We start from the raw sequence: 26,751 nt of genomic DNA, 5'->3' as shown, positions 1-26,751 counted from the left end.
ACATATAGGATTATTGCATGCACATAAAGGAGAAAGATAGTAATGACTTCCTAGTAGGAAGTTTAATAATTAGGAGTAATATCTCAAAAATCATCTAGTTTTAAGGGAAAATAAGAACTATAGGTGATATACGGATATACCTTTTTTATTAGAAAATAAGTATACAAACATTAAGTGGGTGATCAAATTATGTGGGAATTTTCATTTCAAATGCTGGAAAACGAGATTGAATTTACTAGACAGAATATGATCTTTGTCGGAATGGAGTACGGGTTAACACATCCAGCGACAATTTTCTTGAGCACTAAATTAGATAAGTTAATGAATGATTTAACAATGTATGAAAGCCATTCAATTCATAATAGAGAAATAGAGCAATATATCGTTTAAGTTAAATAGTTAAATTAAATGAAAAAAATATAGGAGTGTTTTCCTGATTCTTCTTTTATTTATAAGTGAAAGCCAATTTTCTTTGAAATTATAGGAAATAGTAAAAAGGAAATAGTTTTTACCCTTCTATATAACAAAAAAAGAGGAAGGTTACGTGAAAATGACTAATATTTTGAATCAGTTTCTTTTGATGGATCCAACTCGAATTTTTAAATTATTTACTAGTGCATTTAATTCATTAACTGATCTTATATATATTATGGAAGTTCGAGATGAGAAAATAAGTTATTTATATGCTAATCAATCAGGATTATCTGTTCTTAGTAAAGACCAAACCCTAATTGGAAAAACGTTTGATGAGGTATTTTCAACAGAGAGAGCAGCATTTTTTAAACAACATTATTTAAAAGCTGCCCATTCCAAAAGAATTGTAACATTTGAGGATGAAGTGGTATTACCAAAAGGGAATAAGATGATCAGTGAAACAGTTTTAACTCCTATTTTTGACAATGAAGATATATATATCATTGCAGTTGTACGTGATGTAACCAATAGAAGCAAACAAATAAGCGAATTACAGTATTCTAAAAGTCGATTAGAGGAAAACGAACAGAGATTATCGTCCTTGGTAGATTATAACGAAGATGCCATTTTTACCTTTGATTTGGAAGGCTATTTTTTAGAGGTGAACAATGCCGCTGAACAAATAACTGGTTATTCAAATGGTGAACTTGTTGGAATGAATTTTTCAGAGATCATGTCCAAAAAAGAGCTTGAAACTGTAAATAGTCGATTTCAACAGACGATTGAAGGAGATATGGCTCGGTATGAAACTAAAATTTATCAGAAAGATGGGCATGAAGTGTATTTAAGTGTTAAAAACATCCCTATTATCGTAGATGGAACCATAAAAGGGGTGTATGGAATAGCGAAGGAAATTACTTCTGAAAAAAAGGCATTAGAAGAATTCCACCTTGTGAAATCTCGCTTTGAATCATTTGTTAGGGATAGTAAGGATTCCATTCATATAATAGATAATGAGGGTAAAGTTCAATTCATTAATGAGGCATTTACCGAGATATTTGGATTTACTAGGGAAGAAGTAATTGGAAGGGATTTTCCTACTGTGCCAGATTGGTTGAAAAGCGAAACTAATAACCTTTATGACGAAGTTTTAAATGGAAAAACAATTCAAGGTATTGATGTAAAAAGACAGCAAAAATCTGGAGAATTACTTGATATAAGTTTAACGTTGTCACCTCTTTATGATGAATTTGGACATGTGATAGGAATATCAGGAATAGGTCGTGATATTACCGAAAAGAAAAAGAGTGAACGTGAATTGATAGGGCTAAAAGAATTACTTGAACTGGTTTGGAACAATACGACAGATGTTATATTTATGATTGATCATTATGGAGCCATTGTTCAAGCGAACCCTACTTTTGAAGAGATGTTTGATTGGAAGGTAGAGGAAATAAAACAAATGAGCCCTCCACCTATTAACCTTGAAATTCAGACCAAACAACTCGAAGGCTTCTTAACACGTTTACGTGAAGGGGAAAAGTTCGTAAATTTCGAGACTCAACGAAAACGTAAAGATGGAACAATCATAGATGTATTGGCAACTTATAGAAAAATTGATAAAGGTAATATTTTAGCGATGGCAACGTATAAAGATGTGACCGATTCAAGACAAATCATGAACAAACTAAAAGAGAGTGAAGAACGATACCGAAACTTAGTGGAGGCTTCACCAGAAGCCTTGGTTGTACATTCTGAAGGGGGAATAACCTACATCAATCAAGCTGGTTTGGATCTTTTAAAAGCAAAAAGCCCAAGTCAGGTAATCGGAAATCCAGTAATGGATTTTGTTCATCCGAGTGACCGAAAACAAGTTGTCCAAAGAATACAGCAAGCAATTAACCAAGGAAAAAAAGGAGAAACGCTGGAAGAAAGATTCCTTACTCTTGATGGAGATATGATATATGCTGAAACAGCGTCTGTGCCGATTCAAGATCATGGTAAAACATCAGTTTTAGTCATGTTTAGAGATATTACGACAAAAAGACGAGCGGAAAAAGCGATGAGGGAAAGTGAAGAACGATTCCGAATCATAGCAGAACACACATTAGATATGATCAGAGTACTTAATCCTAATGGGAAAGTGATTTATTGCTCTCCATCTGTTGAAAATATTTTAGGTTATCCGATTCGTAGCCTGATTGGGAAATCGTTCTTTGATTTGATTCACCCTGATGATGTAGATGATACTAAACGAAATTTTGAAAACATATTTAAAACGAAAGAGTTTTATCAGATCGATTTTAGAAGTATACACCTGGATGGACATTCAATATGGCTAAATTCTGATTTTGTACCAGTCATAAGTCCAGAGGGTGAAATCGAGAAAATTATTGTGATTTCAGGAGATATTACTGAAAAGAAAAGGAAAGAAGAGAAATTAGCTAAAATGGCGTTTTATGACCATTTAACTGGACTGCCAAACAGAAGGTTATTTTTAGATCGCCTCCAACAAGCTATGTATACAACAGATCGAACAGGTAAGCTAACCGCTTTGATGGTGTTAGATTGTGATAAATTTAAAGCAATTAATGATACCTTTGGCCATGATATCGGGGATGAGGTTATTAAGGAGTTCTCAAGGAGAATTAAGCTTTCCCTTCGAAAAACAGACACCTTGTCAAGGGTGGGAGGCGATGAGTTTACGATCGTATTACCGGAGTTAAAGAATGAAAATGAAGTAGTTGACGTATCAAAACGGATATTAAAGGTAGTTCGAGAACCCATGGATATTAAAGGACATTCGCTATCTATCACTACAAGTATCGGAGTGTCACTCTACCCATCACAAGGAAACAACACTGAAAGCTTATTTAAACAAGCCGATGAGGCACTTTATAAAGTAAAAGATGGTGGAGGTAATACATTTTCATTTTGAAGTATCTGACGTTATTTTGATATCTCGGGATTACAAATTAATCGGAGGAACTATGTTTAATAAATATAATCGTTTGTTAACTAATCATACTTATTTTCAATACTGCTTTTTTATTCTTTTGATTATTAGTGTAGTATTAAATTTTATGTTTCAAGACGATAGTAATGTTTATATTTTATATATTGTTTCTGTCATCTTTTTAGGTATTGGTTTCTATAATCAGCCAGCTTGGTTTCTAATTTTCTTTACTGCTTTAGTAGTAGCTTGTAGGTTTTTTCTAATACCTGATGCAACAGCTACTGGAGTAACTTTTTTATTTTACTTTTTTACATATTTTATCATCACAATTATCTCAGTGTGGTTAATGAAAAATGTTCAAAAGGTTAGAGAAGATAATATAGAATTAACGAAAGTACTTGCTAATGCATTGGATTCCAGGGATTCATATACATTACACCATTCTGAAAACGTAGCAAAATATGCTGTGAAGATTGCAAAAAAAAAGAAGTTGTCTAAAAACCTTTGCAATATTATTCATATAGGAGCGTTACTCCACGATATTGGAAAAATTGGTATTCCTGAACATATATTGACTAAGCCTGGGAAATTAACAAATGATGAATATCATTTTATTAAAACTCACCCAACCATTGGATATGAAATAATAAAGCATGTTGCAAGCTTTAGTGAAAATGGCGTTTTAGATATTGTTCTATATCATCATGAAAGATTTGATGGTAAAGGTTATCCAAAAGGATTGAAAGGAAAGCAAATACCGTTAGTCGCGCGAATAATTGCTGTTGCAGATACTTTTGATGCGATGACTTCAAAACGTGTTTATAGAGACGAGCTTGATTTAGATTATACTCTTAATGAGATTCGTAAAAATAAAGGGACACAATTCGACCCCGACATTGTTGATGTTTTTCTTGGTCTATTTGAACATGAAAAAGCTAACATAAAATAAGTAGAATATTTTATATTATCTTCTAAAATTAGACTGTTGTTGTATAAGAAAGAAAACACTTGACTTCAAGTGTTTTCTTTAAGTGTATATTTTAATATCTAGTAACCGGTTTTTAACACCACTTATTTTTCTGTCTGGAAATTAGAAATAATGTATCCAATAATAGCTCCCAAAATCGCAGGAACCAACCATCCCATACCTATGTTGAAAAGAGGGATATAGGAAAGCCAGTCATTCATTACCGATAAATTTAGATTAGCTGCATTTAGTCCATCGACAATACTAAAAATAACTGTAGCAGATAAACTAATAATATAGACAATTGATTTTATTCCAAAAGCAATGTCAATGAAAGACAATAGTATTAGAACGATCGCTAAGGGATAAATCGTAACTAACAGTGGAACTGAAAATGAAATAAGTTGTGATAAGCCAAAATTTGCAATACAAGTGCTAAAAATGGTAATAATCAAAATTACTTTTTGATATGAAATGGTAGGAAAAACCTTTGATAAGTAATTCCCGCATGCTGAAACTAAACCAACGCTTGTTGTTAAGCATGCGAAAGTTATTGCTAATCCTAGGACAACATTTCCTAAAGAACCAAATAGAGTACTAGCAGCACCAGACAATATTACACCGCCATTTTCTGAGTAGCCAAGAGAAGAGACACTTGTTGCCCCGATATATGAGAGTGAAATATAGACAAAGATTAAACCAATTGCTGCAATGATACCTGCTTTTAATGAGACTTTTGTTATTTCTTTTCGTGTTACGATACCACGTTCTTTTACTGCAGAAATAATGACAATCCCAAATACTAATGCACTTAACGTATCCATCGTTAAGTACCCTTCTAAAAATCCTTTGAAAAATGCTCCTTCCAAATAATCACCTGTAGGAGCTTCTAAACCCCCCATTGGTGTAAGCAGTGCTTTTCCAGACAATAAGATTAGAATTAGTATTAAAGCGGGAGTGAGGATTTTTCCAATTCGATCAATAAGCTTGCTTGGGTTTAAAGCTAACCAAAATGTGATTCCAAAAAAGAGAATCGTATAAACAAGTAATGAAACCCAACTATTATTAAATGAACTAGGTAAAAATGGTGTAATTCCAATTTCATAGGCAACTGTTCCAGTTCGAGGAATCCCAAATAACGGTCCAATTGTTAAATATAAAACAATTGCAAAGGTGATACCGAATTTTGGATGTACCTTTTCACCTAATGTTTGGACATCACTGCCTGTTAAAGCAATTGCTAGTATACCTAGAAAAGGAAGACCAACACCTGTAATTAAAAATCCACTGATAGCACTCCATACATGTTCACCTGCTTGTTGACCTAATGCAGGTGGGAAAATCATATTACCTGCTCCAAAAAATAGTGCAAAAAGCATTAAGCCGATAACGATTGTCTCCTTACCGGACATTTTTTTATTCATAATATCCTCCTATAAAGCAAAACTTCTTACCAGCAATTTCCTACCGGTCATGTAAATAAAAGATCACAGATAATTATCCTAACATAGAAATTATAATATTGTCCAAAGTCGAAAAAATCTTAATTTTAAATATTTTCACACTACTAAAATTACTAGTTGGCATGTGAAAGAGTTATTTTCTTAACAATATGTTTTATTCCTCTATCATGGGGACTATTATTAAGGAAAAACGTTAAAACATATATATAAACAATGAGATGTCCACAAGGAAAAACCTTGTCAGATTCAACAAGGTTTTTCCTTACGTTCTTTTCCAATAATCGTATTACCATAAAGTAGGCTTCACAACCATAAACCATAGCATCGCCATTAAGAGAATAATATAAGTCCAAATCGTGCGGTTTAGTTTAGAGGCGAGCTCTTCTTTACTTTGCTCATCTTCATGAAACCTTTGAAGTGTCGGTGAAAACGCACGAGCTAGAAAGAATAGTGAACAAAAAAGGATAATTAGCGTCATTACGATCCATGGTGTTCCCCAAGTCCAAGGACCAGACAAAACAAGCAAAGCTCCTGAACCAACTAATACATGACCTGAATGCTTTGATAGTCGGACAACAAAACGAAATGTATCCAGGTAAATAGTTAATTCAGATTCTCTTGCCGCCTTCAATTTTTTAACAAGCGGCAAAAGAATAAAAAATGGACCGATAGAAGCAATGACACTAATAACATGAATATAAATGACAATTTTATATAGTATGTAATTCATTCCTTCGGAGTGTTACTCACTAACTGGGCTAAACTCATGCACCCAAACTCTCATTTGCGGAAGCCAAGGCATACCTGGATGATAAGATAAAATAGATTGCTTATATTCTTCTACAGTATCAAAGCCTTCCTGTTTTGCATGCTCATCAGTTAATTCGCCTAAAGATTGAGAATACACGCGATCTACTTTGAATTTCTTATCCTTTAGCTCCATAATTTCTCCAACGTCCGCATATCTACCATTACGGCGTGTCGCTGTTTTCTTGCCTTCAAGTACCTTGTTTACATCTTCCTCCATCGTTACAAGTCGGTCAACCGAGCATGTCTTTGGTGGTAATGTATTATGTACATCATGATTAGTCATTTATTAAAACTCCCTTCATTCTTGTGATCCTTTTTACTATATCATATGTCGAACAGGACAAGTAACTAGGTCGTGAAGAATATTAATTTGCCTCCTACGTAAGCTCATAAAAAACGTGATATGATAGGATAAAAGGTAGAGTATACGTTGGATAGAAAGAGGAAAGTGAAAATGATCATAAGAATAAAAAATTATATCTATATCATCTTTGGTTTTATTTTCTTGGGATTAGGGATGTTTGGAATTATTTTACCGTTATTGCCAACAACTCCATTATTACTTTTAGCCTCGGTATGTTTTGTCAGAGGGTCTAAAAAGTTTGAAGTTTGGTTTAAAGGCACGAATCTATACAAGAAGCATTTGGAAGAGTTTGTTAAAAATAGGGCAATGACAAAAAGACAGAAAATGACAATTTTGTTTTTTGCTGATTGTATGATTGCGATTCCTTTTATTTTATTAGATAACTTTCTGATTAGGGTGCTATTAATTTTAATCGTTGGTTATAAATATTATTATTTCTTCTGTAAAATAAATACGATAAAAACTTCATAGTATTTAAAATATTCGAATGAAAACTTTAGAAAAGGTAAAAACATCCGATATAACTTGTAGATTAGTGAAAAGGAGAATCTATTGGATGAAAATGTTATACAACATGAAAATTAGCACAAAATTATTAGTATTAATTATCATTTAACACTTCGAACTTGATGGTCTGACCCTTCAGCTAATTCTTGAATAGTAGATGATATGTGCTCACTTGCACGACTGTTTTGCTCTGCACTAGCACTCAATTCTTCAGAAGAAGCGGCAACCAATTCAGATGTTTCACTCACTGTTTTTATAATACCTTTTAATCCCTGGATCATATTATTAAAGGATCGTACAAGCTGACCTATTTCATCTTTCGAATTATAGCTCCCACTAATTGTAAAGTCACCATTTTCCGCTTGTTCCATTAGCAATTGTATTTGTTTCATTGGCTTCACAATGATTCTTGTTATAAATAGTCCTATAAAAATAGACAGAACAATTCCAGATATGATGACAGTAAGGAGGATTAAACAGCAATCAGGCTATAAATGAGATTACAAGTTATTCGGAGCAGATTACAAAAAATGCTGATTACATGTCAATAAGCGCCAACCAAACTTCTGAAATGTCAGTAGATGGTAAGAAATCAATAGATAAAGTAAAGCGTCAACTGAATTTAATTAATGATAATGTGACAGGGCTTGGCAGTGCAATTAACGGACTCAGTGAACGTTCAATAGAAATTGGCAGAATCAATGAAGTGATTACTGCAATTGCTGCACAAACAAATCTATTGGCTTTAAATGCTGCAATTGAAGCTGCAAGGGCGGGCGAACATGGGAAAGGATTTGCTGTCGTTGCTGATGAAGTACGAAAGCTAGCCGAACAATCTGCTTCTTCAGCTAAACAGATTACTAATTTAATTGCTGTCATACAGAACGATACAAATCAAACAATCCATTCTATGAATTCAACAACTAAGGAAGTTGATGCAGGACTTACTGTGGTTGAAGAAGCAGGTAAATCTTTCGAAAAAATAGAAGACTCAATTAAAGAAGTCGTATTACAAATTAATGATGTAACAGGAGCGATCAATCAATTATCTTCAGGTACCTCTCAAGTTGCAACTTCTATTAAAATTGTGAAAGAGATTGCCGAAGAATCAGCAGTAAGAAACCAAAATGTTTCAGCAGCAACAGAGGAACAGCTAGCATCCATGGAAGAGATTGAAACATCTTCAACAAATTTAGCAAAAATGTCAGAACAACTTCAATTATTAATTCGAAAGTTTACAGTTTAAGAGATTTGAAAGCGAAGTATGGAGAGAATCCTTACTTCGCTTTGTTATTTATGGGAATGAAAAGTTTTAGTCACTTGTCTATTTCATTAGTTCCGATAAGTTTGATTTAAGTAAATAGTTGGAGAGACTCCTGTTACTTTTTTAAACACTCTACTAAAATAAAATGGATTAGAAAAGCCTAAGGCATTACTCACTTCGGAAATATTGACAGATTCTTTTTTTAACTTCGTAATGGCTTTTTCGATTAAGAGCTCATCCTGGAATTGGGTAATGCTTTTACCAGTTTCTTTTTTAAACAAAGTAGATAAGTATGCATAGTTCATTCCGAGCATGCTTGCAATCTCCTTACTTGACAATTTTTTTGAGGCTGTGTTACTAAAAAGCTCAATCATTTTACCGACAATTCGATGTTGTTTTGTCTTTTTGGACTCTTCTAATCTATTTGCATATAAATCGATGAAGAATTGATAGGTCATCACACTTAAATAAAGTGGACGAATCGGATGAGGTGACATGTAATCTTCATTAAGCTTTTTCAGATGTAGTTCGGTATACTCTGGGTTTAAAACCTTACCTTGCTTAGGCAGCTTTATATGAGAATGATAGGTTGCCTCCAAGATCAATGAAGATTGCTGGTAATGTGAATATTCTGAGGTTTCATCCATGTTTTCCTGTTGAAGTGAATCATAAAAATGAATATAATACCATTCCGTACCTGGAGAGTATAAAGTATTACCCCAATGTGGTACATTTTTTCTGAGAAAAAGATATGAACCTCCATTTAATTGATACTCAACTTCATCTTCAATAACTTGAATCGTCCCCTTTTTAACATAAACAAAAACATGTATGTTTTCCATAAGTCGATCGGGATGTCCGCTTGTTCCCTCATCATCCCACATATGACCAATTTCTCTAATAAGAGGCAGGCTGTTTGAAAACAAAGTAACTTCATGCATCGTTTTATCCCTCCTCGTCCTTTTTTCTTTATTCTATCACAGAAAATCCAAAAAAAAGATATGCATTATGCTGTATTGTGAATTCCGTTTTACATCTATCATTATTCATAATAGAACTATCACAACTTGTGTAGAACAAGGAGGAAATGTATATGAAAAATGTAAAATTGTTAGACGGTTTTTTCAAAGATTCACAGGAAAAGGGTAAGGAGTATCTCATCTATCTAGATGTGGATCGCCTTGCTGCATCATGCTATGAAGCTGCTTCAAAAATTCCAAAAAAACCTAGGTATGGTGGTTGGGAAAAAACTGGAATTAGTGGGCATTCAATCGGTCATTGGCTATCAGCAGCCTCAACGATGTATTCATTAACACATGATGCAAACTTAAAAGAGAAGCTAGAATACGCTGTAGATGAGCTTGAGTATATACAATCATTTGATGAAGATGGATATGTAAGCGGATTTCCAAGAACCTGCTTTGATAAAGTTTTCACAGGCGATTTTGAAGTAGATAACTTCAGTCTAGGTGGTGGTTGGGTACCATGGTATAGTATTCACAAAATTTATGCTGGATTAATCGATACGTATCAGTTAACTGGAAATAAAAAAGCACTTGAAGTCGTAATTAAGCTTGCAGACTGGGCAAAAAAGGGAACAGATCAGCTTTGTGATGAGCAGTTTCAAAAAATGCTGACTTGTGAACATGGTGGAATGAATGAAGCGATGGCAGATCTCTACACCATTACACACAACCAAGATTACTTGGATCTTGCGATTCGATTTTGTCATAAAGCGGTGCTTGATCCACTTGCTCAAGGAAACGATGAGCTACAAGGAAAGCATGCCAATACACAAATACCTAAAGTAATCGGAGCGGCAAAGCTATATGATATTACAGGTGACGAAGCCTTTAAAAGGATAGCTGTGTATTTCTGGACACAGGTCACTAATCATCGCTCCTATGTCATTGGCGGAAATAGTATAAATGAGCATTTTGGTCCAGAAAACACGGAAGAGCTTGGTATCCAAACAACAGAAACTTGTAATACCTATAATATGCTAAAGCTTACAGAACACCTATTTCATTGGTCTCAAAGAAGCGAATATATCGATTACTATGAAAAAGCTCTCTATAACCATATTCTTGCATCACAGGATCCTGATTCTGGGATGAAAACGTATTTTGTCTCAACACAGCCAGGGCATTTTAAAGTTTACTGCACACCTGATGAATCCTTTTGGTGCTGTACAGGCACAGGAATGGAAAACCCGGCAAGATATACGAGGAATATTTATTATCAAGATCATGATGAAGTATATATTAATTTATTTATTGCCTCAGAAATTCACTTGGAAGATAACAATGTAAAACTTAGACAAGATACGACTTTTCCAGAGTCAGATAAAACGAAGCTTATTTTTGAAAGTGCTACAAATGAAAGCTTAACCATTCATATAAGAGTACCAAACTGGGTATCAGGTCCTGTTATTGCTACTGTAAATGAACAAGAGAGCTACACTTGCACTAAAAATGGATATATAACCATTAAGGGCCAATGGAATGTAGGAGATCGGATCGATATTCAGCTACCAATGGATTTACACCTATCAAAAATTAAAAATGATCCAAAGAAAGCTGCAATTCTATATGGGCCGATCGTATTGGCAGGAGCATTAGGAACAGAGAATTTTCCTGAAACAGATATATTAGCTGACCATCTAAAACTGAACAATCATCCATTAATAGAAGTACCAGACCTTATTACTGGAGAAAAGGATTTATCAAAGTGGATTAAACCTATTGAAGGAGAACCGTTAGTATTTAAAACAGCTGCTGTTGGGCAACCAGGAAATAGAAGTGTCACACTTATACCATTTTATAAGCTACATCATCAGCGGTATACTTTGTATTGGAACATAATGGATGAAATAGCGTATCAAACGTTCGTTGACAAAGAAAAGGAAGATGCTGATCGACTAAGAGCCATTACTGTTGATGTCGTAAATCCGAATGAACAACAACCAGAGGTAGACCACTCAATTAAAAAGAAAAACTCAAGATCGGGTTTCTTAAACCTTTTCAATCGCGGATGGAGGGACAGCATTAATGAGGGATTTTTTAGTTATGAAATGGCGGTATTACCTGACAAACCGGTGTATCTACTAGTTACGTACAGTGGAAACGATGCATCACTACACGAAGATGGGAAAGCACATCCACGTGAATTTGATATTTTAATAGATGGTTCACAGGTAGCCCATCAAACACTACATGCGAACAATCCAGGTAAACTATTTGAAATTTGTTATGACATTCCATTAACACTTACGAATGGGAAGGAAAAAGTAGAAGTGAAGTTTGCTTCAGAGGAAGGTAAAGTTGCTGGAGGAGTATATGGGGTTAGGGTTATTAAAGACAAGAAAGGTTGGTAGAGTTATTAGTATAGATTAAAATTCTAAAAAGTGAAGTTTCTTTGAAATAACAAAAACGCTGAGACAATTGAACTGCACCCAAATTGTTGGACACAATCTAACAATGGGAGGTGCAGTTTTTGTATGGCTAAATTTACTGGGGAAGATAAGCTAGTGATTGTTCAACGTTATTTAGCTAGTGTGGAGAGTTATAGTACGGTTGCGAGGTCCATTGGGACATCAGACAGTGTTATAAGAAATTGGGTATTGCAATACGAGCAATATGGTGCAGAAGTGTTATTAAGAAAATCCTATACAAGTTACTCAGCACAGTTTAAACTAGACGTACTTAATTATATGAATGGTAATGGGACGTCTCCTAATGAAACAGCTGTGATTTTTAACATCTCTTCTCCTGCTTTAATTCGAAAATGGAGAATACAATTCGAATCTAAAGGAATTGACGCCCTTAAATCAAAGAAAAAGGGGCGTCCAGCTATGAAAAAAGAACCGAAGAAAAATGAACTAATAAAAGGATCAAAAGAAGCGTTAGAAGCTGAAAATGAGCGATTACGAATGGAGAATGCTAATTTAAAAAAGTTACAGGCCTTAATTCAAGAAAAGGAAAAGTCACAGAACAGGACAAAGCGGAAATAATTTATGAATTAAGGCATGAATTTAAAGTAATTAACTTAGTAAAAGTAGCTGGGATACCACGAAGTACATATTATTACTGGGTAAAGAAAATGAATAGATTAGATAAATATAGTGAAATAAAAGAAGTTATCCAACAGGTTTTTAATGAGCATCGAGGAAGATATGGCTTTCGACGAATTACGTTGGAGTTACGAAATCGAGGCTATTTAATTAATCACAAAACTGTACGCCGTTTAATGAATGAATTAGGTTTAAAATGCCTTGAACGTATAAAGAAATTTCGCTCGTACCGTGGGAAAGTCGGAAGGATTGCGCCAAATATCCTACAACGTGATTTCAAGGCATCCAATCCAAGCCAAATGAGAAATGGGTTACGAATGTAACAGAATTTAATATATTCGGGGAAAAGCTCTATTTTTCTCCAATTCTCGATTTATTTAACGACGAAATCATAGCTTATCAAATTGAAAAACGTCCTGTATTCCCTCTCGTTACAAAGATGTTAGATAAGGTCTTTATACTTTTAAATGAAGGAGATACACCAATACTCCACTCAGATCAAGGTTGGCATTATCAAATGAAACAATACCAGCACGCCTTAAAGAAGCATCAAATTACGCAGAGTATGTCTCGTAAAGGAAATTGTTTAGATAACGCAGTCATAGAAAACTTCTTTGGCTTATTAAAGTCTGAATTACTTTATTTACAAGAGTTTGAAAGCATAGAACATTTTATACAGGAATTGGAAAAATACATTGAGTATTACTATCATAAACGAATTAAGGAAAAACTAAAAGGATTGAGCCCTGTAGAATACAGGATCCAATCCTTGATAGCTGCTTGAAATTTTTGTCTAACTTTTTGGGTTCAGTTCACAATTTCAGCGTTTTTTATTTGTTATGTTTGGAATTATTTTCATTTTTGTAACGACGATTGATCAATCGGGAAGCAATATACCAAGTGGACTTGTGTCTTCAATGATATCTTGTAGTTGATAACTCCCTATAGGAAACATTGGAAATCCAACATAACCTGGTGTGATCTCATACATATCAAAATAAATAATGAGGGCTTTGTCAGCAATATAGTATTTTTGATTAGGGCGAATGCCTGTATAGGAGTTTAAAAGTGGGATGTCACGTTCTTTTATTTGTATGTCGATCAATTTGTTAATTCGTTCTCTATAAGGACTGTTTTCTTTAAACAGATCTTTTAACTGATATATTTCCCCAGTGCGAACATCCGTTGTGAGAGAATCCAAATAGGTGACAGGATGTGCAAGAGTTGGCATATTGGCAAAATTACTTAATGTGATACTGACAATCCCGCGTTGATTATTTTTAACTTCATAATTACCAATCATCTCGGTTATACCAGGTTGATAGTAACCTTGTTCATTTATATTAGAGAACAAAGTATATACTTTTCGATAAATTGCTTGATTAATCGTTTGTTGATGGGCTTTGTTTACTAGTAAAAGTTGAGGATAATAAATGGAAAGCTTATGAGCTGAATCATCATATGTTTGAATAGGTATTGGTAAACGATATTGTAGCATTGTCATCAAATCCTTTTTCATGAATGATGGTTTATCGTATTCAAATTTAGGCATTTGTTGCATATTGACTCTTTATATAATCTGTTACCAATACATGTTAAAATATAAAATAGTAATTAAAAAAGAGAAACGGATTTTAGTACGGCGTATATTGGTTCTTCGAACTTATCTAATCCAGCCTTAACTTCTGGATTAGAATGACATATTAAAGTAACAGAAGGACCTGTGGAAAGAACATTATATTAAGGAGTAATTATAATAGTTTTATAAACGGTATAATAATATAATTGGATGAAAAAGGATGCGTAACATGCCGATTAATTCTTTTGAAAATTATCCGATGAGCTGGAAGCCATCCATTGATAAAACCAAAAAGCCCATTTATCAAGTACTCGCAGGACAGTTACAACAGGACATTTTAAACGGAGTACTTTTACCAGGTACAAAACTTCCCCCGCAGCGAGAGCTGGCCGATTATTTAGATTTGAATTTGAGTACTATTTCTAAAGCCTTTAAACTTTGTGAGTTAAAGGGCTTGATAAGTGCATCTGTTGGAAGTGGGACATTTGTATCGTATGATGCGTTATCAAATGCGTATTTACTTGAAGATACAAAGCCGAAGCATTTAATTGAAATGGGAGCAACACTACCCGATAATGCTTCATACGAGCCACTTCTACTTCAACTGAAAAGTATGCTGCAAGACACAGATTATGAAAAATGGTTTGGTTATGGTCGTGCTGGAGAAAGCCGGTGGCAAAAAGATGCAGCTATCAAGCTAATCCAAAGAGGTGGATTTGAAACATCAGTTGATCACATTTTATTTGCTAATGGGGGTCAAAATGCGATTGCTGCCACACTGGCGAGTCTTTGTCAGCCTGGAGATCGCATTGGTGTTGATCATCATACTTACCCTGGTTTAAAAACTGTTGCAAAGATGCTTAGTGTTCAATTAGTACCAATAAAATCAGAGAACTATGAAATGAGTCCAACTGCACTTGAATATGCGTGTAAAAATGAGAATATTAAAGGAATTTACTTGATCCCAGATTACCACAATCCGACAGCTAGCTTTATGTCTGTCGAGAATCGAAAAATGATCGCAGCAATTGCCAAAAAGTATAATCAGTTTATTATTGAAGATGCGTCGTACCATCTCCTTAACGAAAAACCACTGCCAGCAATAGCATCATTTGCACCAGAACAGGTTATCTATATTGCGAGTTTATCGAAATCAATAGCACCAGGGTTACGACTAGCCTATGTAGCCGTTCCGAGTGAATACAAGGAGCCGATTTCAAAGGCGCTTTATAATTTAAATATATCGGTTTCGCCGTTATTAGCAGAACTGTCAGCACGTACAATTGTATCGAATCAATTTGAAATTTTAATAGAGGGTCATCGGGAACAAGCCATTCGGAGAAACCAAGTCCTAGATCGTTATTTGTCAGATTATACATGTTTAGGTGCTGTAACAGGTATCTTTCGTTGGTTGCAGTTACCAGGCAAGATTACAGGTGCTGAATTTGAAGAGTTGGCTGCACAGCAGGGGGTACAAGTGTATGCAGCTGAACGTTTTGTAGTTGGAAATAGTTGTCCTGAGCGAGCTGTAAGGGTTTCTGTCTGTGCACCAGAAACTCTCGACGATCTTGAAAAAGGATTGCTGATCATTAAACGAATACTAGACAATCTTACCTAACATTGTTCGCCATACAATTTTAATATTGTATGGTTTTTTTGTGCGTGTTACGATGATTCAAATCTAGTTTGTCGACTAGTTTAGAAAGGAAGGTTAAATATATGTTACAAGATAGTGTAAAAGAGTTAGATGCTCAATCAGACTGGTTACAAAGCTATATTAGTTCTTCAGACAAACAACAACAATTATATAAAAGGACCTTATTTGTTGTTGTGATATCACAAATTTTTGGAGGGGCAGGACTTGCAGCAGGAGTAACAGTAGGTGCACTTCTAGCGCAAGACATGTTAGGTACAGATAGTGTAGCAGGTATTCCGACGGCGTTATTTACTTTAGGATCAGCAGGGGCTGCACTACTTGTGGGACGACTTTCTCAGCGATTTGGCCGTCGTACTGGACTTGCGGTCGGTTTTTTGGCTGGGGGTATCGGTGCCATTGGTGTTGTCATTTCAGCATTAATGAATAGCATTCTACTTTTATTTATTTCACTATTTATCTACGGAGCTGGAACGGCTACAAACTTACAAGCACGCTACGCAGGAACTGACCTAGCGAACTCAACGCAAAGGGCAAAGGCTGTTAGTATGGCCATGGTTTTTACTACATTTGGAGCTGTTGCAGGTCCGAATCTGGTAGGTGTAATGGGGGAAGTTGCTAAATCTATAGGAATTCCTGCTTTAGCTGGTCCTTTTATCTTAGCTGCTGTAGCGTATATCCTGGCTGGTTTAGTTCTATTCATTTTATTACGTCCTGATCCCTTTATTGTTGCAAAAGCAATATCAGACACTCAAAGAACAACCAGCAGTAAATTATTTATAGAGGAAAATACTATAAACAAGCGAGGCATTTTTGCAGGTGCTACAATAATGGTTTTAACTCAATTTGTTATGATGGCGATAATGACAATGACACCAATACACATGGGACATCATGGGCATGGTCTGAGTGAAGTTGGGCTTGTCATTGCACTTCACGTAGGTGCGATGTTTTTGCCTTCTTTAGTAACGGGTTATCTAGTTGATAAAATTGGTCGTACTGCCATGGCCATTGCTTCTGCCGTTACACTACTAGCTTCTGGCAGTCTAGCTTCTATGGGATCTGCTGATTCAATGGAAGTACTCATAACGGCACTTGTTTTACTTGGACTTGGCTGGAATTTTGGTTTAATTAGTGGTACAACAATCATTGTAGATGCTACTTCACCAGCTACTCGGGCTAAGACGCAGGGTTCTGTAGATGTTTTAATTGCTTTGTCAGGAGCATTAGGAGGAGGATTATCTGGAGTGGTTGTGGCTCATTTTAGTTATGCTGCTCTTTCAATTGCTGGAGCTGTGCTTTCATTATTACTAATTCCAGTTGTCATTTGGGCTATAAATAATCAAAGTAAGGTCTAAAAAACCTCTAATCAAGAGAATCTTACCTGGCAACTAGTTAAGGGTGCCTGCGTAAATGGAAAAAAGATGGCTGCAACGTCTAGATTTTGTGCTGCTCTAAAAATTTCTGAGTGTATTTTTAAATGCAACTTCATCACTAAATGTTGTAACTAAAAGCGTTTCTTATAGAACCGCTTTTTTTTGTGTTTTATCGTAATCATTATTATAACAACTACATCATATAAGACAGATCTTAATGGTTTTTTATTTGAATGGATAGTTATAGAAGTTAATATTTTTTCATTTAGTAAAAGACAACTTCTTATTGGGGTTGACGAAAAGTATTTTTAATTGTATTATTCAATTAATCAATTGATTATTATAATTGTGGTAATTAATTGTATCTCATTAATAAGAGTAAAAAATAGAGGAGGTTATTTTTATGGGAGCAATAACACTGACAAAAGAGACATTTCAAAACCACATTCAATCAGGCGTGACATTGGTTGATTTCTGGGCACCTTGGTGCGGACCTTGTAAAGTTCAACTTCCGATTGTAGAAGAATTAGCTGGTGAAATGAAAGGACAAGCGAAAATTGCCAAAGTTAATGTGGACAATGAGCATGAATTAGCTTCACAATTTGGCATTATGAGTATCCCCACATTACTACTGTTTAAAGATGGCAAGGTGGTAGATAAGATGGTAGGTATAAACCAAAAGCATGTACTAGAAGATAAAATCTTAGAACTTAATAGCAATTAAAGAAGAGGATTATGGAAAATCGGCAAATACTTTTGATAGTAATTGCCGATTTTTTCAGCTAAAGATAAGTTGATTAATCATTATGATTTAGAATATGAGACTTATTGAGATTAGAAGGCGTAAAGCTGAAGGACATTTAACAACAACGTCTGAAGTTGAAGATTTCCCTGGTTTTCCTGAAGCTACTGGGTTCTCAGCTAATGGAAAAAATTTGTGAAATTATAATATTAAGATTCGTTTTAAAAGGGGGATATTATGATTCCAGGTTCTTGGAGAGCATTAGTATGGATTGGATTATCAGAATTATGCGCATTAAGCTTGTGGTTTAGTGCATCTGTTATTGCACCAGAACTAATTATAATTTGGAACCTTAGTTCAAACTCAGAAGGATGGCTGTCTGCTTCTGTTCCAATTGGTTTTGTAATTGGAGCATTATTTATTTCATATTTTGGGATTGCAGACCGTTATAATTCTCGAAAGGTTTTTGCAACTTCAGCGTTTCTAGGAGCAATTTTGAATAGCGTACTTATACTAGTCGATCATGCTTTTTTCGGTATCCTACTTAGGATATTGACTGGAATAACTCTTGCAGGGGTATACCCAATAGCTGTAAAAATTTTATCACAATGGTTTCCCATAAAACGCGGGCTGGCTATCGGTATCTTAATAGCTGCATTAACCATAGGGTCATCTTTACCACATTTTGTAGTGATGTTTTTTTCTACTTTAAATTGGAAGTTAGTGATTATTTTTAGTTCATTTTTGGCTTTACTAGCAGCAATGATTGTCCAATGGATTTTAGTAGATGCTCCAGAAACATCGAAAAAAATGGCGCCTTTCTCATTTAAATTAATTAGAAAAGTAATAACGAATAAACCAGTAATGCTTGCTAACTTTGGCTATTTTGGCCATATGTGGGAATTGTATGCGATGTGGACATGGCTTCCTGCTTTTTTGACCGCTAGTTTTACAAGTTATTCATCAGAAATTTCCTTTAAGTTCATTGCATTTTCCTCGTTTATTTCAATAGGAATTGCAGGGGGAATTGGTTGTGTATTAGGTGGAATAATCTCAGATAAAATCGGAAGATCCAATCTTACAATTATTTCTATGTTTATAAGCGCTATTTGTTCCATGTTTATTGGGTTTACATTTGGTCAATCTATTTGGTTAACTTTAATACTTTCTATAATTTGGGGGATGTCTGTCATATCAGATTCTGGCCAATTTTCCGCAGCAGTTTCAGAAGTTGCAGAAGTTGAATATGTAGGGACAGCTCTTACTTTTCAAATGTGTATTGGATTTCTAATAACCATATTTTCTATAAATCTAATCCCTATTATTCAGAGCTTTGTTGGTTGGGAATGGGTTTTTTCATTATTAGCGATTGGACCTATTTTAGGAATTGTATCTATGATCAAATATAAGAATCACGAAATTGATAAGGTATAATTATAATTGGTCATTTTTTTTATTAGATAAAGTATCGCTTGTTATAAATTAACTTAAAGTAATTGTTTTAAATTTACGTGTTGAAGAAACAGGGTTGCTACTGCAACCCTGTTTTTGTTAACGAATGGTTACCAAATTGGGGCTTCTAAAGAAGATAGGTATTGACTACTTGACGAAAAGGATTTCTAACAATATAATACAATTATTCAATTGATTAATTGAATATATAAACGAAGGCTTAGTGTGGTCAAAATGCACTGCCTTTTAAGAACTTATAAATCATACTCATCATAAATACATGGAGGGATAAAAAATGTATAAATCAGTGATCGTAGGCACAGGACCTGCTGGGCTGACTGCAGCAATCTACCTAGCTCGTGCCAATATGAGACCCCTTGTCATTGAGGGACCAGAACCTGGAGGACAGTTGACGACAACGACTGAAGTTGAAAATTTTCCTGGTTTTCCAGAAGGCATCATGGGGCCAGAACTACTGGAGAATATGCGAAAACAGGCAGAACGCTTTGGAGCTGAATTTTATACTGGTTGGGTGAAGAAAGCGGATTTGTCGGAGCGGCCATTTAAATTGCAAGTAGAGGGTATAGAAGAAATCTTGAGCGAAACCCTCATTATCTCCACAGGAGCAAGTGCTAAATATCTAGGAATTCCAAATGAACAAAATAATATCGGTTATGGTGTTAGCACTTGTGCTACATGTGATGGTTTCTTCTTTAAAAACAAGGAAATAATTGTTGTTGGTGGTGGCGATTCTGCACTGGAGGAAGCAAACTTTTTGACACGATTTGCCTCCAAAGTTACTGTAGTACACCGACGTGAAGAACTTAGAGCATCCAAAATTATGCAGGATCGTGCTCGTGCGAATAAAAAGATTGAATGGGCGCTAAATAAGACCCCGGTTGAAGTTATTGCTGATAATCAAGGTGTAAATGGATTTAAGGTAGTAAACAATGATTCTGGAAAAGAAGAAGTGATCCATACAAATGGCATATTTGTAGCTATTGGACATCATCCGAACACAGGTTTTCTAGATGGTCAGATTACAACAGATAATAATGGTTATATCATAACCAATCCAGGCACTTCTGAAACCAATATTCCAGGTGTCTTTGCTTGTGGCGATGTACAGGACAGCCGTTACCGTCAAGCTATCACTGCTGCAGGTAGTGGCAGCATGGCAGCAATTGATAGTGAGAGATTCATCGACTCTCTAGAGCACTAAGGAAAAGTAGAAACATTAAAATTACCTTAATCACAATAAATAATTAATTCATTCATACTATCAGGGTTTATTTTAAAATATAGCCTATATTAAGCTACCTTCCTTGAATCGGAGGGAGGGTTAGTATTGGATAGTAGCTACTATGAAAAATTATTCTTATAAGGTAAATAAATTTAATTGACGAGTTGGAATTCTGATGCTATTATTCTATTATTCAATTGAATAATTTATTTGCGAATCACATAAATATTTTCAAGATGAACAGTAGTTCTCTCAAAACTCGAATTGGAATAAACTTTTAAGATTAAATCTACCTGTTAGTAGGTAGTTAATATAGTTACCTATAGTAAATGAATTAATAATAGGTAACTAACAACAGTAAATAATATGTTTTTAGGTGGAAATGAACTTGAAAAGGATTTCCAATTAGGATCGATGGAACCACTGAACTAAATAATAAAAAATGGAGATGAATGATAATGAGATTTGAAAACAAAACTGTAATCGTAACTGGTGGAGGTACTGGGATTGGGAAAGCCACTGCAAAAAGGTTTTTTGAAGAAGGAGCAAATGTGGTTATTAATGGGCGTAGAGAAAATGTGTTAAAGGAAACGGCTTTAGAAATTGACCCAACTGGCAAAAAAGTTTTATATGTAGCCGGTGACATAAGTAAAAAAGAAACTTCGGAGAATTTGGTTGAAAAAGCAGTAGAAGTGTTTGGTGGTGTAGATGTATTAGTTAATAATACAGGAAAATTTAATCCAACACCATTCCTTGACCATACAGAGGACGATCTACAATCCTATTTAGATACAATCGTTAAAGGAACATTCTATCCTTCTCAAGCAGTTATACCAGAATTGAAAAAACGTGGAGGAGGAGCAATTGTAAATACTGGTTCTATGTGGGCAATTCAAGCAGTGGAAGCAACTCCTTCATCTGCATACTCTGCTGCAATGGCAGGAAGACATGCTTTAACAAGAAATTTAGCCGTAGAATTCGCTGGCGATCACATTCGAGTAAATGCAGTAGCACCTGCAGTTGTTGAAACACCAATTTACAATACTTTTATGTCAGAAGAACAAGTCGCAGAAGTATTACCAACCTTTAATGCGTTTCATCCTATTGGACGCAATGGTACTCCAGACGATGTAGCAAATGCAGTTTTATTCCTTGCAGATGATTCATCATCATGGATTACAGGCATCATTATGCCACTTGATGGTGGAGTTACAGCTCGATTAAGATAAAAATAAAAAAGTAGCAATCATAAAAATGATTGTTCCTTTTTCTATCATCAAAAATGTGAAAGAGATTACATTAATCTTTCTAAGAAAGAGAATAAGTTGAACTAATACTTATTATAGAGAAGGTTTTTTCTTTGTTTTACCGTACAAATGAAGAATGGGTTGAAAATGTATTAAAAAACAAGGAATTAATCCAGGAAGCCTTATACGGTCTATAATTTAATGGAGAAATTCATTGGTTATACACCACTGCAGGTATATAGTTTTGTTTTATAAATCAAAATTTTTAGTAGGGAGGTTTTTTAAATTATTTATTTGATCATTTTATTATTAATACCTATATTACTTTTACTATATAAGAGATATTACCCATTGAAAGGAATTCCTTGTATTAAAAAAAATAAATTAAAAGATTCTACTATCATTGTATTAGATATTCGGGATTATAATGAAACCTCAACATATTCCAAGGACGATATCTTATATATTCCTTTTGCATACCTAAAGCGCTTTTATATGGAAACCCCCCGGGGTAAAATACATGTTATAGCTGGAGATAAATTAGAATTGAACTTAGGAGTGCGTTTTTTGATAAAAAAAGGGTTTACGATTAATAGCTATGAATTAACAAAATATCCATGCACTGATCACCATAAGAAAAGAATGTTGGATTATGGAGTATGATCAACATGTTAAAAATCGTTTAAAAAGAATTGCAGGACAAGTGAAAGGTGTATTAAACATGATAGAGCAGGAAGAAAATTGCAGAGAGGTTATGACTCAATTGTCAGATTCCTACCGTGCTTTAAATCGAGAAATAGGTGTAATGGTTAGGAATAACCTTGAACAATGTTGTTAGAGAAAATGTTAAGTAAGATGGAAAAACAGAGAATTTAGTAAAAGAAGCCATTGATTTATTAGTTAAGAGTAGATAAGAAACACCTATACTTAAGAATAATCTTAGAGGTAACTAATTTAATTATTTTTATACCATTACATGTATATGTATTTCGTTAGCGTTAAAATATTAAGGTAGATCATGCTGTTGCAGTAGTCTAAACAATCAATAAAGGAGCAATAAAATGAAAAAATTAAAAGAATTAACTTCTATGAATATGGTAGAAGATTTTGTGAGAAATCAAGAATTAAGTTTTTTATACGTGTCTAGACAAGATTGTGGTATATGTCATGCTGTTTTACCAAGACTAAGAGAATTACTAGACAAGTTTCCACATATCCACCTAGGACATATAGACGCCAATGAGGTAGAAGAAATAGCAGCTAAATTCTCTATTCTTACTGTACCTGTACTACTTTTATTTATAAATGGAAAAGAAGTATTAAGAGATGCTCGTTTTATTCACTTTGATAAATTAGAGAAACGAATAGAGAAAATTTATGGAATGTATAATCAGCAATAAAAATAACGTGGACCAGTTGAATTTAATAGGTGAGGGTATTGATTCCTTTAATTAAACAATATCTTCAAATAATCTTGTAGGATTAAATTAAATAGGCGCAAAGTATATATTCTTGAGATAGAGACAAGGTGGTTATTTTCACTTGACTTATAATAATTTCCATACTATAATTCAATTAATCAATTGAATAATTTAATGAAATTGAGGTTTATTACTTTGAAAACTACACCGAAAGCTTGAGATTTGATTATTAATACGGTATAGCCTATTACATTTAATTTGAGGGGGGAATGAAATGACGTGGAAAGAAATAACAAGTTTAGAAGAGTGGGATGACATTTTAGAGAAATCTACAAAGCGTGGACAGGTCATATTAAAGCATAGTACTACCTGTCCTGTGAGCTCTAATGCGCTTAAAGAATACGAGCATTATTTAGATGAATCACCAAATAATAATGTAGACTACAATCTTGTTAAAGTGATTGAATCACGCGCAGTTTCTAATAAAATTGCAGAAGACTTGAACGTGAAGCATGAATCTCCACAAGTTATTTTTGTAAAGGATAAATCTAAATATTGGACTGCATCACACTGGTCAGTTACGACTGAACATATGACAGCAGTATTAAACTAATTTAACAGTGTTAATAAGTTTTCTGCATTTTAATAATTAACCTTGTATCTAACCATAATAATTTAGAAACAGTAACATCAATGGATCTAGGCATTGTAAATGATGATATTGTTAGTTAAATTTTTTTAAATTATTGCTAACCTGCACAAGAAAAACAGTCTCTATAATCCATCTCTTTAATTCACACATGTTTTCTCTTGCAGATTGAGTATGAGCTAAGGAAATCATTATCTTGTTATTTTTACTTCAACTATAGTATCATCAGCAATGTAATCAATTGAATAATAAAGGATGATTAGTATGGAAGAACTCATTTCTTCTGCAAAAGATTATAAAGATGAATTGTATAAACAACTATCAAGAATTGGAAAATGTTTATCGAGTGACAAACGCCTTGAGATATTAAATTTACTAGCTCAGGGTCCAAAAACTGTCGAAAAGTTGACGCAGGATACAGGTATGAATGTGGCAAATGTTTCTCGCCATCTTCAAGTTCTGAATGATTCAAGATTAGTTAAGTTTACTAAAAAGGGAACATATGCTATTTATTCATTAGCTGATCCATCTATTACTGATTTTTTGTTTTCCTTATGGCGTATTGGTGAAAATCAACTTTCAGATATCACTCGTATTAAAGAAGATTTCTTACGTCCCTTGGAAGGTTTATATACTCTTACGATGGATGAAGTTTACGAAAAGTTAAATAGTGGAGATATCACCCTCATAGACTTGCGTCCAGCAGAGGAATATGAAGCTAGGCATATAGAAGGCGCGGTCTCTGTTCCTATGGAAGAGTTGGAATTATATCTTCATGAATTACCGAGAGATAAAGAAGTTATAGCTTATTGCAGAGGTAAATTCTGTGCTTTTTCAGCCATAGCTACGCAAAAAATGAAAGAGCAAGGGTTTATGGCTTACCGTATGGCAGAAAGTATTCATGAATGGCAGAAGTATCTGGAACAAAAACATTAATATATATTTCATGACTATAGTTTATGAACTTTCATATGCTTTCAATTTGCATTGATTTTACAAAAAAACAATGCAAATTGTATTCACAACTTGGGTATTGGCGAGTCTCGATACACTATTAAACCAAATGGTTATTTTTATAGCGATAAAAATATTGCTTTATAATGTCAGTATGAATGGACAAAGTGAATAAATAATGTTTTTATTATTGTTCATATTGGGAAAGGCCAATTTTATAATACATTCTTTCATCGATGTGATTCATAAAATGTGCTACCTTTCTTACTGACATGTATTTTTCACTAATACCTTTTTAATGTTTAAATTAAAATCTTTTGTACCACCGGTATGTATAAATTACAACATTCCAAACAATACTCGTATTAGTTTTCATATTAGCCAACTTCAACATTAAATGGACTCATCGAATGCAATTAATGCATTTACTCCATGAGCAAGGGCAGATCCTGCTTTTAGTGCTGTAGCAACCATTATAGATTCAGCTACTTCTTCCTTAGTCGCTTTTGCTTTTTTTGCTCCTTTAGTGTGAATATCGATGCAATAAGGACACCCTGTTGTATGTGCTACGGCTATTGCGATGAGCTCTTTTTCCTTAACACTAAGTTCTCCTGCTTTCATTGCTTGTTGATCAAATGCAATGAATGCTTTAAAAGTGTCTCCGTTTAACTGAGAAAACTCTTTTAATCGATTAAAATAAGCTGCTCTATACAATTCATCATCATCAGTTTTATCATAAGCATTGAGAGCGTTAACTCCATGAGCAAGAGCCGAACCTGCCTTAAGGGCAGTGGCAACCATCACTGCTTCAGCTATTTCCTCTTTTGATGTCTCCTTGTTTTTTGCCTGCTTGACATGGAGTTCTATACAATAAGGGCAGCCTGTTGTATGTGCTACAGCTGTTGCAATAAGCTCTTTTAATTTCGAGCTTAATTTACCAGCCCCCAGTGCCTTCTTGTCAAAAGTTACAAATGCATTAAATACATCAGGAGACAATTTACTAAATTCACCTAAACGATTTATATTAGATTTTTTATATAGACTAAGGTAAAGAAACGCTAAAAACAGAATCTATGGATACAAATATTGCTATACCATCCGTATTGGGTGAATCTAATAAGATATAAAGGGTAGCTTGCAGCTACCTTTTTTTATGTAAAGGGTAAAGTTTTTTAAAACGCGAAATGATATTGGAGATGATAGGAATTGACGACTGCGCATTATGAAAAAGATATCATACGGGACGAATAAAAACCTATTATCCTCCTTCTAATCCGTACTGTAGGGGAAGTATCAGAATGGTTTAAGGGAGATTCTTCATTCGATAGGGTAATAAAGAGCTGGGTGAATAGAATTTGCGAAAGGAATTAGAGATAGATGTCCAGGTGAGATTCCAATTTCGGACTATTGGCTCCGTTTCATAACTTAAATCAAAAAGATGATCAGTATATAAAAAGAATATTTCCTCGTCAAATTCGTCTCTCATACAGGAAAAAAACAGAGAAAAGGTGGATTCTGTGCCAAGCACACCTAGTCCTATGGAAGATGAGAAAAAGAAAAGAATACGTTCTTCTTGACTGAAGAGGTTTTCAAGAATATAATTCAACTATTCAATTG

General features: G+C 34.4%; 23 protein-coding genes and 2 pseudogenes. 18 read left to right on the top strand and 7 right to left on the bottom strand.

The annotated features are described in order from the left end of the window. Nucleotides 1-189 precede the first annotated feature (189 nt). The 3 genes from I7822_RS00835 to I7822_RS00825 all read left to right on the top strand — a co-directional run bounded on the left by I7822_RS00835 (nucleotide 190) and on the right by I7822_RS00825 (nucleotide 4,319). On the top strand, nucleotides 190-390 hold the full coding sequence (locus I7822_RS00835; RefSeq protein ID WP_207974909.1) for an aspartyl-phosphate phosphatase Spo0E family protein: 201 nt from the start codon (nucleotides 190-192) through the stop codon (nucleotides 388-390). 160 nt (nucleotides 391-550) lie between these two features. Beyond that, on the top strand, nucleotides 551-3,352 hold the full coding sequence (locus tag I7822_RS00830; RefSeq protein WP_243459213.1) for a sensor domain-containing protein: 2,802 nt from the start codon (nucleotides 551-553) through the stop codon (nucleotides 3,350-3,352). Nucleotides 3,353-3,404: 52 nt separating this feature from the next. Next, on the top strand, nucleotides 3,405-4,319 hold the full coding sequence (locus I7822_RS00825; RefSeq protein ID WP_207974907.1) for an HD-GYP domain-containing protein: 915 nt from the start codon (nucleotides 3,405-3,407) through the stop codon (nucleotides 4,317-4,319). A 122-nt stretch (nucleotides 4,320-4,441) separates the two neighbouring features. Here I7822_RS00825 and brnQ read toward each other — a convergent pair whose 3' ends face one another. The 3 genes from brnQ to I7822_RS00810 all read right to left on the bottom strand — a co-directional run bounded on the left by brnQ (nucleotide 4,442) and on the right by I7822_RS00810 (nucleotide 6,893). Further along, nucleotides 4,442-5,761 carry a branched-chain amino acid transport system II carrier protein gene (gene brnQ / locus I7822_RS00820; protein WP_207974906.1) on the bottom strand — a complete coding sequence of 440 codons (1,320 nt, stop codon included), beginning with the start codon at nucleotides 5,759-5,761 and terminating at the stop codon, nucleotides 4,442-4,444. A 325-nt stretch (nucleotides 5,762-6,086) separates the two neighbouring features. Next, a complete protein-coding gene (locus tag I7822_RS00815) occupies nucleotides 6,087-6,521 on the bottom strand; it encodes a hypothetical protein (RefSeq protein WP_207975222.1) in 435 nt (144 codons plus the stop codon). Between the two features lie 21 nt (nucleotides 6,522-6,542). Then, nucleotides 6,543-6,893, bottom strand: coding sequence for an ASCH domain-containing protein (locus tag I7822_RS00810; protein ID WP_207974905.1), 351 nt, complete (start codon nucleotides 6,891-6,893; stop codon nucleotides 6,543-6,545). Nucleotides 6,894-7,064: 171 nt separating this feature from the next. On the opposite strand from I7822_RS00810, the gene I7822_RS00805 reads away from it, so the two are divergent. After that, a complete protein-coding gene (locus I7822_RS00805) occupies nucleotides 7,065-7,445 on the top strand; it encodes a YbaN family protein (protein WP_207974904.1) in 381 nt (126 codons plus the stop codon). A gap of 137 nt (nucleotides 7,446-7,582) precedes the next feature. On the opposite strand, the gene I7822_RS00800 is transcribed toward I7822_RS00805, so the two are convergent. Next, nucleotides 7,583-7,888 (bottom strand): HAMP domain-containing protein, encoded by a 306-nt coding sequence (locus tag I7822_RS00800; protein ID WP_307847664.1) that lies wholly within the window; start codon nucleotides 7,886-7,888, stop codon nucleotides 7,583-7,585. 134 nt (nucleotides 7,889-8,022) lie between these two features. Here I7822_RS00800 and I7822_RS00795 point away from each other — a divergent pair, with 134 nt between their 5' ends. Then, nucleotides 8,023-8,727, top strand: coding sequence for a methyl-accepting chemotaxis protein (locus tag I7822_RS00795; protein ID WP_207974902.1), 705 nt, complete (start codon nucleotides 8,023-8,025; stop codon nucleotides 8,725-8,727). Between the two features lie 86 nt (nucleotides 8,728-8,813). On the opposite strand, the gene I7822_RS00790 is transcribed toward I7822_RS00795, so the two are convergent. Next, entirely contained in the window at nucleotides 8,814-9,686 is an 873-nt protein-coding gene (locus I7822_RS00790) for a helix-turn-helix domain-containing protein (protein ID WP_207974901.1), read from the bottom strand. A gap of 152 nt (nucleotides 9,687-9,838) precedes the next feature. Between I7822_RS00790 and I7822_RS00785 the strand changes: the two genes are divergently transcribed. Both I7822_RS00785 and I7822_RS00780 read left to right on the top strand, forming a co-directional pair. After that, a complete protein-coding gene (locus I7822_RS00785) occupies nucleotides 9,839-12,121 on the top strand; it encodes a beta-L-arabinofuranosidase domain-containing protein (RefSeq protein WP_207974900.1) in 2,283 nt (760 codons plus the stop codon). 123 nt (nucleotides 12,122-12,244) lie between these two features. Then, nucleotides 12,245-13,601 (top strand): annotated as a pseudogene (locus I7822_RS00780) (IS3 family transposase). A 93-nt stretch (nucleotides 13,602-13,694) separates the two neighbouring features. Here I7822_RS00780 and I7822_RS00775 read toward each other — a convergent pair. Next, a complete protein-coding gene (locus tag I7822_RS00775; protein WP_243459183.1) occupies nucleotides 13,695-14,378 on the bottom strand; it encodes a DUF3298 and DUF4163 domain-containing protein in 684 nt (227 codons plus the stop codon). 247 nt (nucleotides 14,379-14,625) lie between these two features. On the opposite strand from I7822_RS00775, the gene I7822_RS00770 reads away from it, so the two are divergent. The 11 genes and pseudogenes from I7822_RS00770 to I7822_RS00720 all read left to right on the top strand — a co-directional run bounded on the left by I7822_RS00770 (nucleotide 14,626) and on the right by I7822_RS00720 (nucleotide 25,116). Then, a complete protein-coding gene (locus I7822_RS00770; protein WP_207974899.1) occupies nucleotides 14,626-16,014 on the top strand; it encodes an aminotransferase-like domain-containing protein in 1,389 nt (462 codons plus the stop codon). A gap of 101 nt (nucleotides 16,015-16,115) precedes the next feature. Beyond that, nucleotides 16,116-17,408, top strand: a complete 1,293-nt coding sequence (locus I7822_RS00765) for an MFS transporter (protein ID WP_207974898.1) — start codon at nucleotides 16,116-16,118, stop codon at nucleotides 17,406-17,408. A 421-nt stretch (nucleotides 17,409-17,829) separates the two neighbouring features. Then, nucleotides 17,830-18,150: a thioredoxin gene (gene trxA / locus I7822_RS00760; protein ID WP_207974897.1), complete on the top strand. Its 321-nt coding sequence runs from the start codon at nucleotides 17,830-17,832 to the stop codon at nucleotides 18,148-18,150. Between the two features lie 255 nt (nucleotides 18,151-18,405). Next, nucleotides 18,406-19,602 carry an MFS transporter gene (locus I7822_RS00755; RefSeq protein ID WP_207974896.1) on the top strand — a complete coding sequence of 399 codons (1,197 nt, stop codon included), beginning with the start codon at nucleotides 18,406-18,408 and terminating at the stop codon, nucleotides 19,600-19,602. A gap of 313 nt (nucleotides 19,603-19,915) precedes the next feature. Continuing rightward, a complete protein-coding gene (trxB, locus tag I7822_RS00750) occupies nucleotides 19,916-20,842 on the top strand; it encodes a thioredoxin-disulfide reductase (protein WP_207974895.1) in 927 nt (308 codons plus the stop codon). 479 nt (nucleotides 20,843-21,321) lie between these two features. Next, nucleotides 21,322-22,092: an SDR family NAD(P)-dependent oxidoreductase gene (locus tag I7822_RS00745; protein WP_207974894.1), complete on the top strand. Its 771-nt coding sequence runs from the start codon at nucleotides 21,322-21,324 to the stop codon at nucleotides 22,090-22,092. Between the two features lie 369 nt (nucleotides 22,093-22,461). Next, nucleotides 22,462-22,773 carry a sulfurtransferase gene (locus tag I7822_RS00740; RefSeq protein WP_243459182.1) on the top strand — a complete coding sequence of 104 codons (312 nt, stop codon included), beginning with the start codon at nucleotides 22,462-22,464 and terminating at the stop codon, nucleotides 22,771-22,773. Continuing rightward, nucleotides 22,763-22,964 (top strand): annotated as a pseudogene (locus tag I7822_RS00735) (metal-sensing transcriptional repressor). The gene I7822_RS00740 and the pseudogene I7822_RS00735 overlap by 11 nt, the downstream one beginning before the upstream one ends. Before the next feature lie 207 nt (nucleotides 22,965-23,171). Then, nucleotides 23,172-23,510, top strand: coding sequence for a thioredoxin family protein (locus tag I7822_RS00730; RefSeq protein ID WP_207974893.1), 339 nt, complete (start codon nucleotides 23,172-23,174; stop codon nucleotides 23,508-23,510). Nucleotides 23,511-23,805: 295 nt separating this feature from the next. Further along, a complete protein-coding gene (gene ytxJ, locus I7822_RS00725; RefSeq protein WP_207974892.1) occupies nucleotides 23,806-24,144 on the top strand; it encodes a bacillithiol system redox-active protein YtxJ in 339 nt (112 codons plus the stop codon). Between the two features lie 300 nt (nucleotides 24,145-24,444). Beyond that, nucleotides 24,445-25,116, top strand: a complete 672-nt coding sequence (locus I7822_RS00720) for an ArsR/SmtB family transcription factor (RefSeq protein ID WP_207974891.1) — start codon at nucleotides 24,445-24,447, stop codon at nucleotides 25,114-25,116. Nucleotides 25,117-25,527: 411 nt separating this feature from the next. Here I7822_RS00720 and I7822_RS00715 read toward each other — a convergent pair whose 3' ends face one another. Next, nucleotides 25,528-26,130, bottom strand: a complete 603-nt coding sequence (locus I7822_RS00715) for a carboxymuconolactone decarboxylase family protein (protein WP_243459181.1) — start codon at nucleotides 26,128-26,130, stop codon at nucleotides 25,528-25,530. Between the last annotated feature and the right edge of the window lie 621 nt (nucleotides 26,131-26,751).

It is taken from the genome of Metabacillus bambusae, assembly GCF_017497975.1.
Classification (GTDB): domain Bacteria; phylum Bacillota; class Bacilli; order Bacillales; family Bacillaceae; genus Metabacillus; species Metabacillus bambusae.
Note: the sequence above shows the minus strand (reverse complement) of the source record. Positions and strands in the feature narration are given on the sequence as shown.

Excerpts from the sequence above, each read along its gene's own strand:
- I7822_RS00825 (WP_207974907.1), top strand. The coding sequence starts at position 3,405 with ATGTTTAATAAATATAATCGTTTGTTAACTAATCATACTTATTTTCAA.
- I7822_RS00810 (WP_207974905.1), bottom strand. The coding sequence starts at position 6,893 with ATGACTAATCATGATGTACATAATACATTACCACCAAAGACATGCTCG.
- I7822_RS00720 (WP_207974891.1), top strand. The coding sequence starts at position 24,445 with ATGGAAGAACTCATTTCTTCTGCAAAAGATTATAAAGATGAATTGTAT.
- I7822_RS00775 (WP_243459183.1), bottom strand. The coding sequence starts at position 14,378 with ATGCAACAAATGCCTAAATTTGAATACGATAAACCATCATTCATGAAA.
- I7822_RS00790 (WP_207974901.1), bottom strand. The coding sequence starts at position 9,686 with ATGCATGAAGTTACTTTGTTTTCAAACAGCCTGCCTCTTATTAGAGAA.
- I7822_RS00770 (WP_207974899.1), top strand. The coding sequence starts at position 14,626 with ATGCCGATTAATTCTTTTGAAAATTATCCGATGAGCTGGAAGCCATCC.
- I7822_RS00785 (WP_207974900.1), top strand. The coding sequence starts at position 9,839 with ATGAAAAATGTAAAATTGTTAGACGGTTTTTTCAAAGATTCACAGGAA.
- I7822_RS00805 (WP_207974904.1), top strand. The coding sequence starts at position 7,065 with ATGATCATAAGAATAAAAAATTATATCTATATCATCTTTGGTTTTATT.
- I7822_RS00745 (WP_207974894.1), top strand. The coding sequence starts at position 21,322 with ATGAGATTTGAAAACAAAACTGTAATCGTAACTGGTGGAGGTACTGGG.
- I7822_RS00730 (WP_207974893.1), top strand. The coding sequence starts at position 23,172 with ATGAAAAAATTAAAAGAATTAACTTCTATGAATATGGTAGAAGATTTT.
- brnQ (WP_207974906.1), bottom strand. The coding sequence starts at position 5,761 with ATGAATAAAAAAATGTCCGGTAAGGAGACAATCGTTATCGGCTTAATG.
- ytxJ (WP_207974892.1), top strand. The coding sequence starts at position 23,806 with ATGACGTGGAAAGAAATAACAAGTTTAGAAGAGTGGGATGACATTTTA.
- I7822_RS00835 (WP_207974909.1), top strand. The coding sequence starts at position 190 with ATGTGGGAATTTTCATTTCAAATGCTGGAAAACGAGATTGAATTTACT.
- trxB (WP_207974895.1), top strand. The coding sequence starts at position 19,916 with ATGTATAAATCAGTGATCGTAGGCACAGGACCTGCTGGGCTGACTGCA.
- I7822_RS00830 (WP_243459213.1), top strand. The coding sequence starts at position 551 with ATGACTAATATTTTGAATCAGTTTCTTTTGATGGATCCAACTCGAATT.
- I7822_RS00795 (WP_207974902.1), top strand. The coding sequence starts at position 8,023 with ATGTCAATAAGCGCCAACCAAACTTCTGAAATGTCAGTAGATGGTAAG.
- I7822_RS00755 (WP_207974896.1), top strand. The coding sequence starts at position 18,406 with ATGATTCCAGGTTCTTGGAGAGCATTAGTATGGATTGGATTATCAGAA.
- trxA (WP_207974897.1), top strand. The coding sequence starts at position 17,830 with ATGGGAGCAATAACACTGACAAAAGAGACATTTCAAAACCACATTCAA.
- I7822_RS00765 (WP_207974898.1), top strand. The coding sequence starts at position 16,116 with ATGTTACAAGATAGTGTAAAAGAGTTAGATGCTCAATCAGACTGGTTA.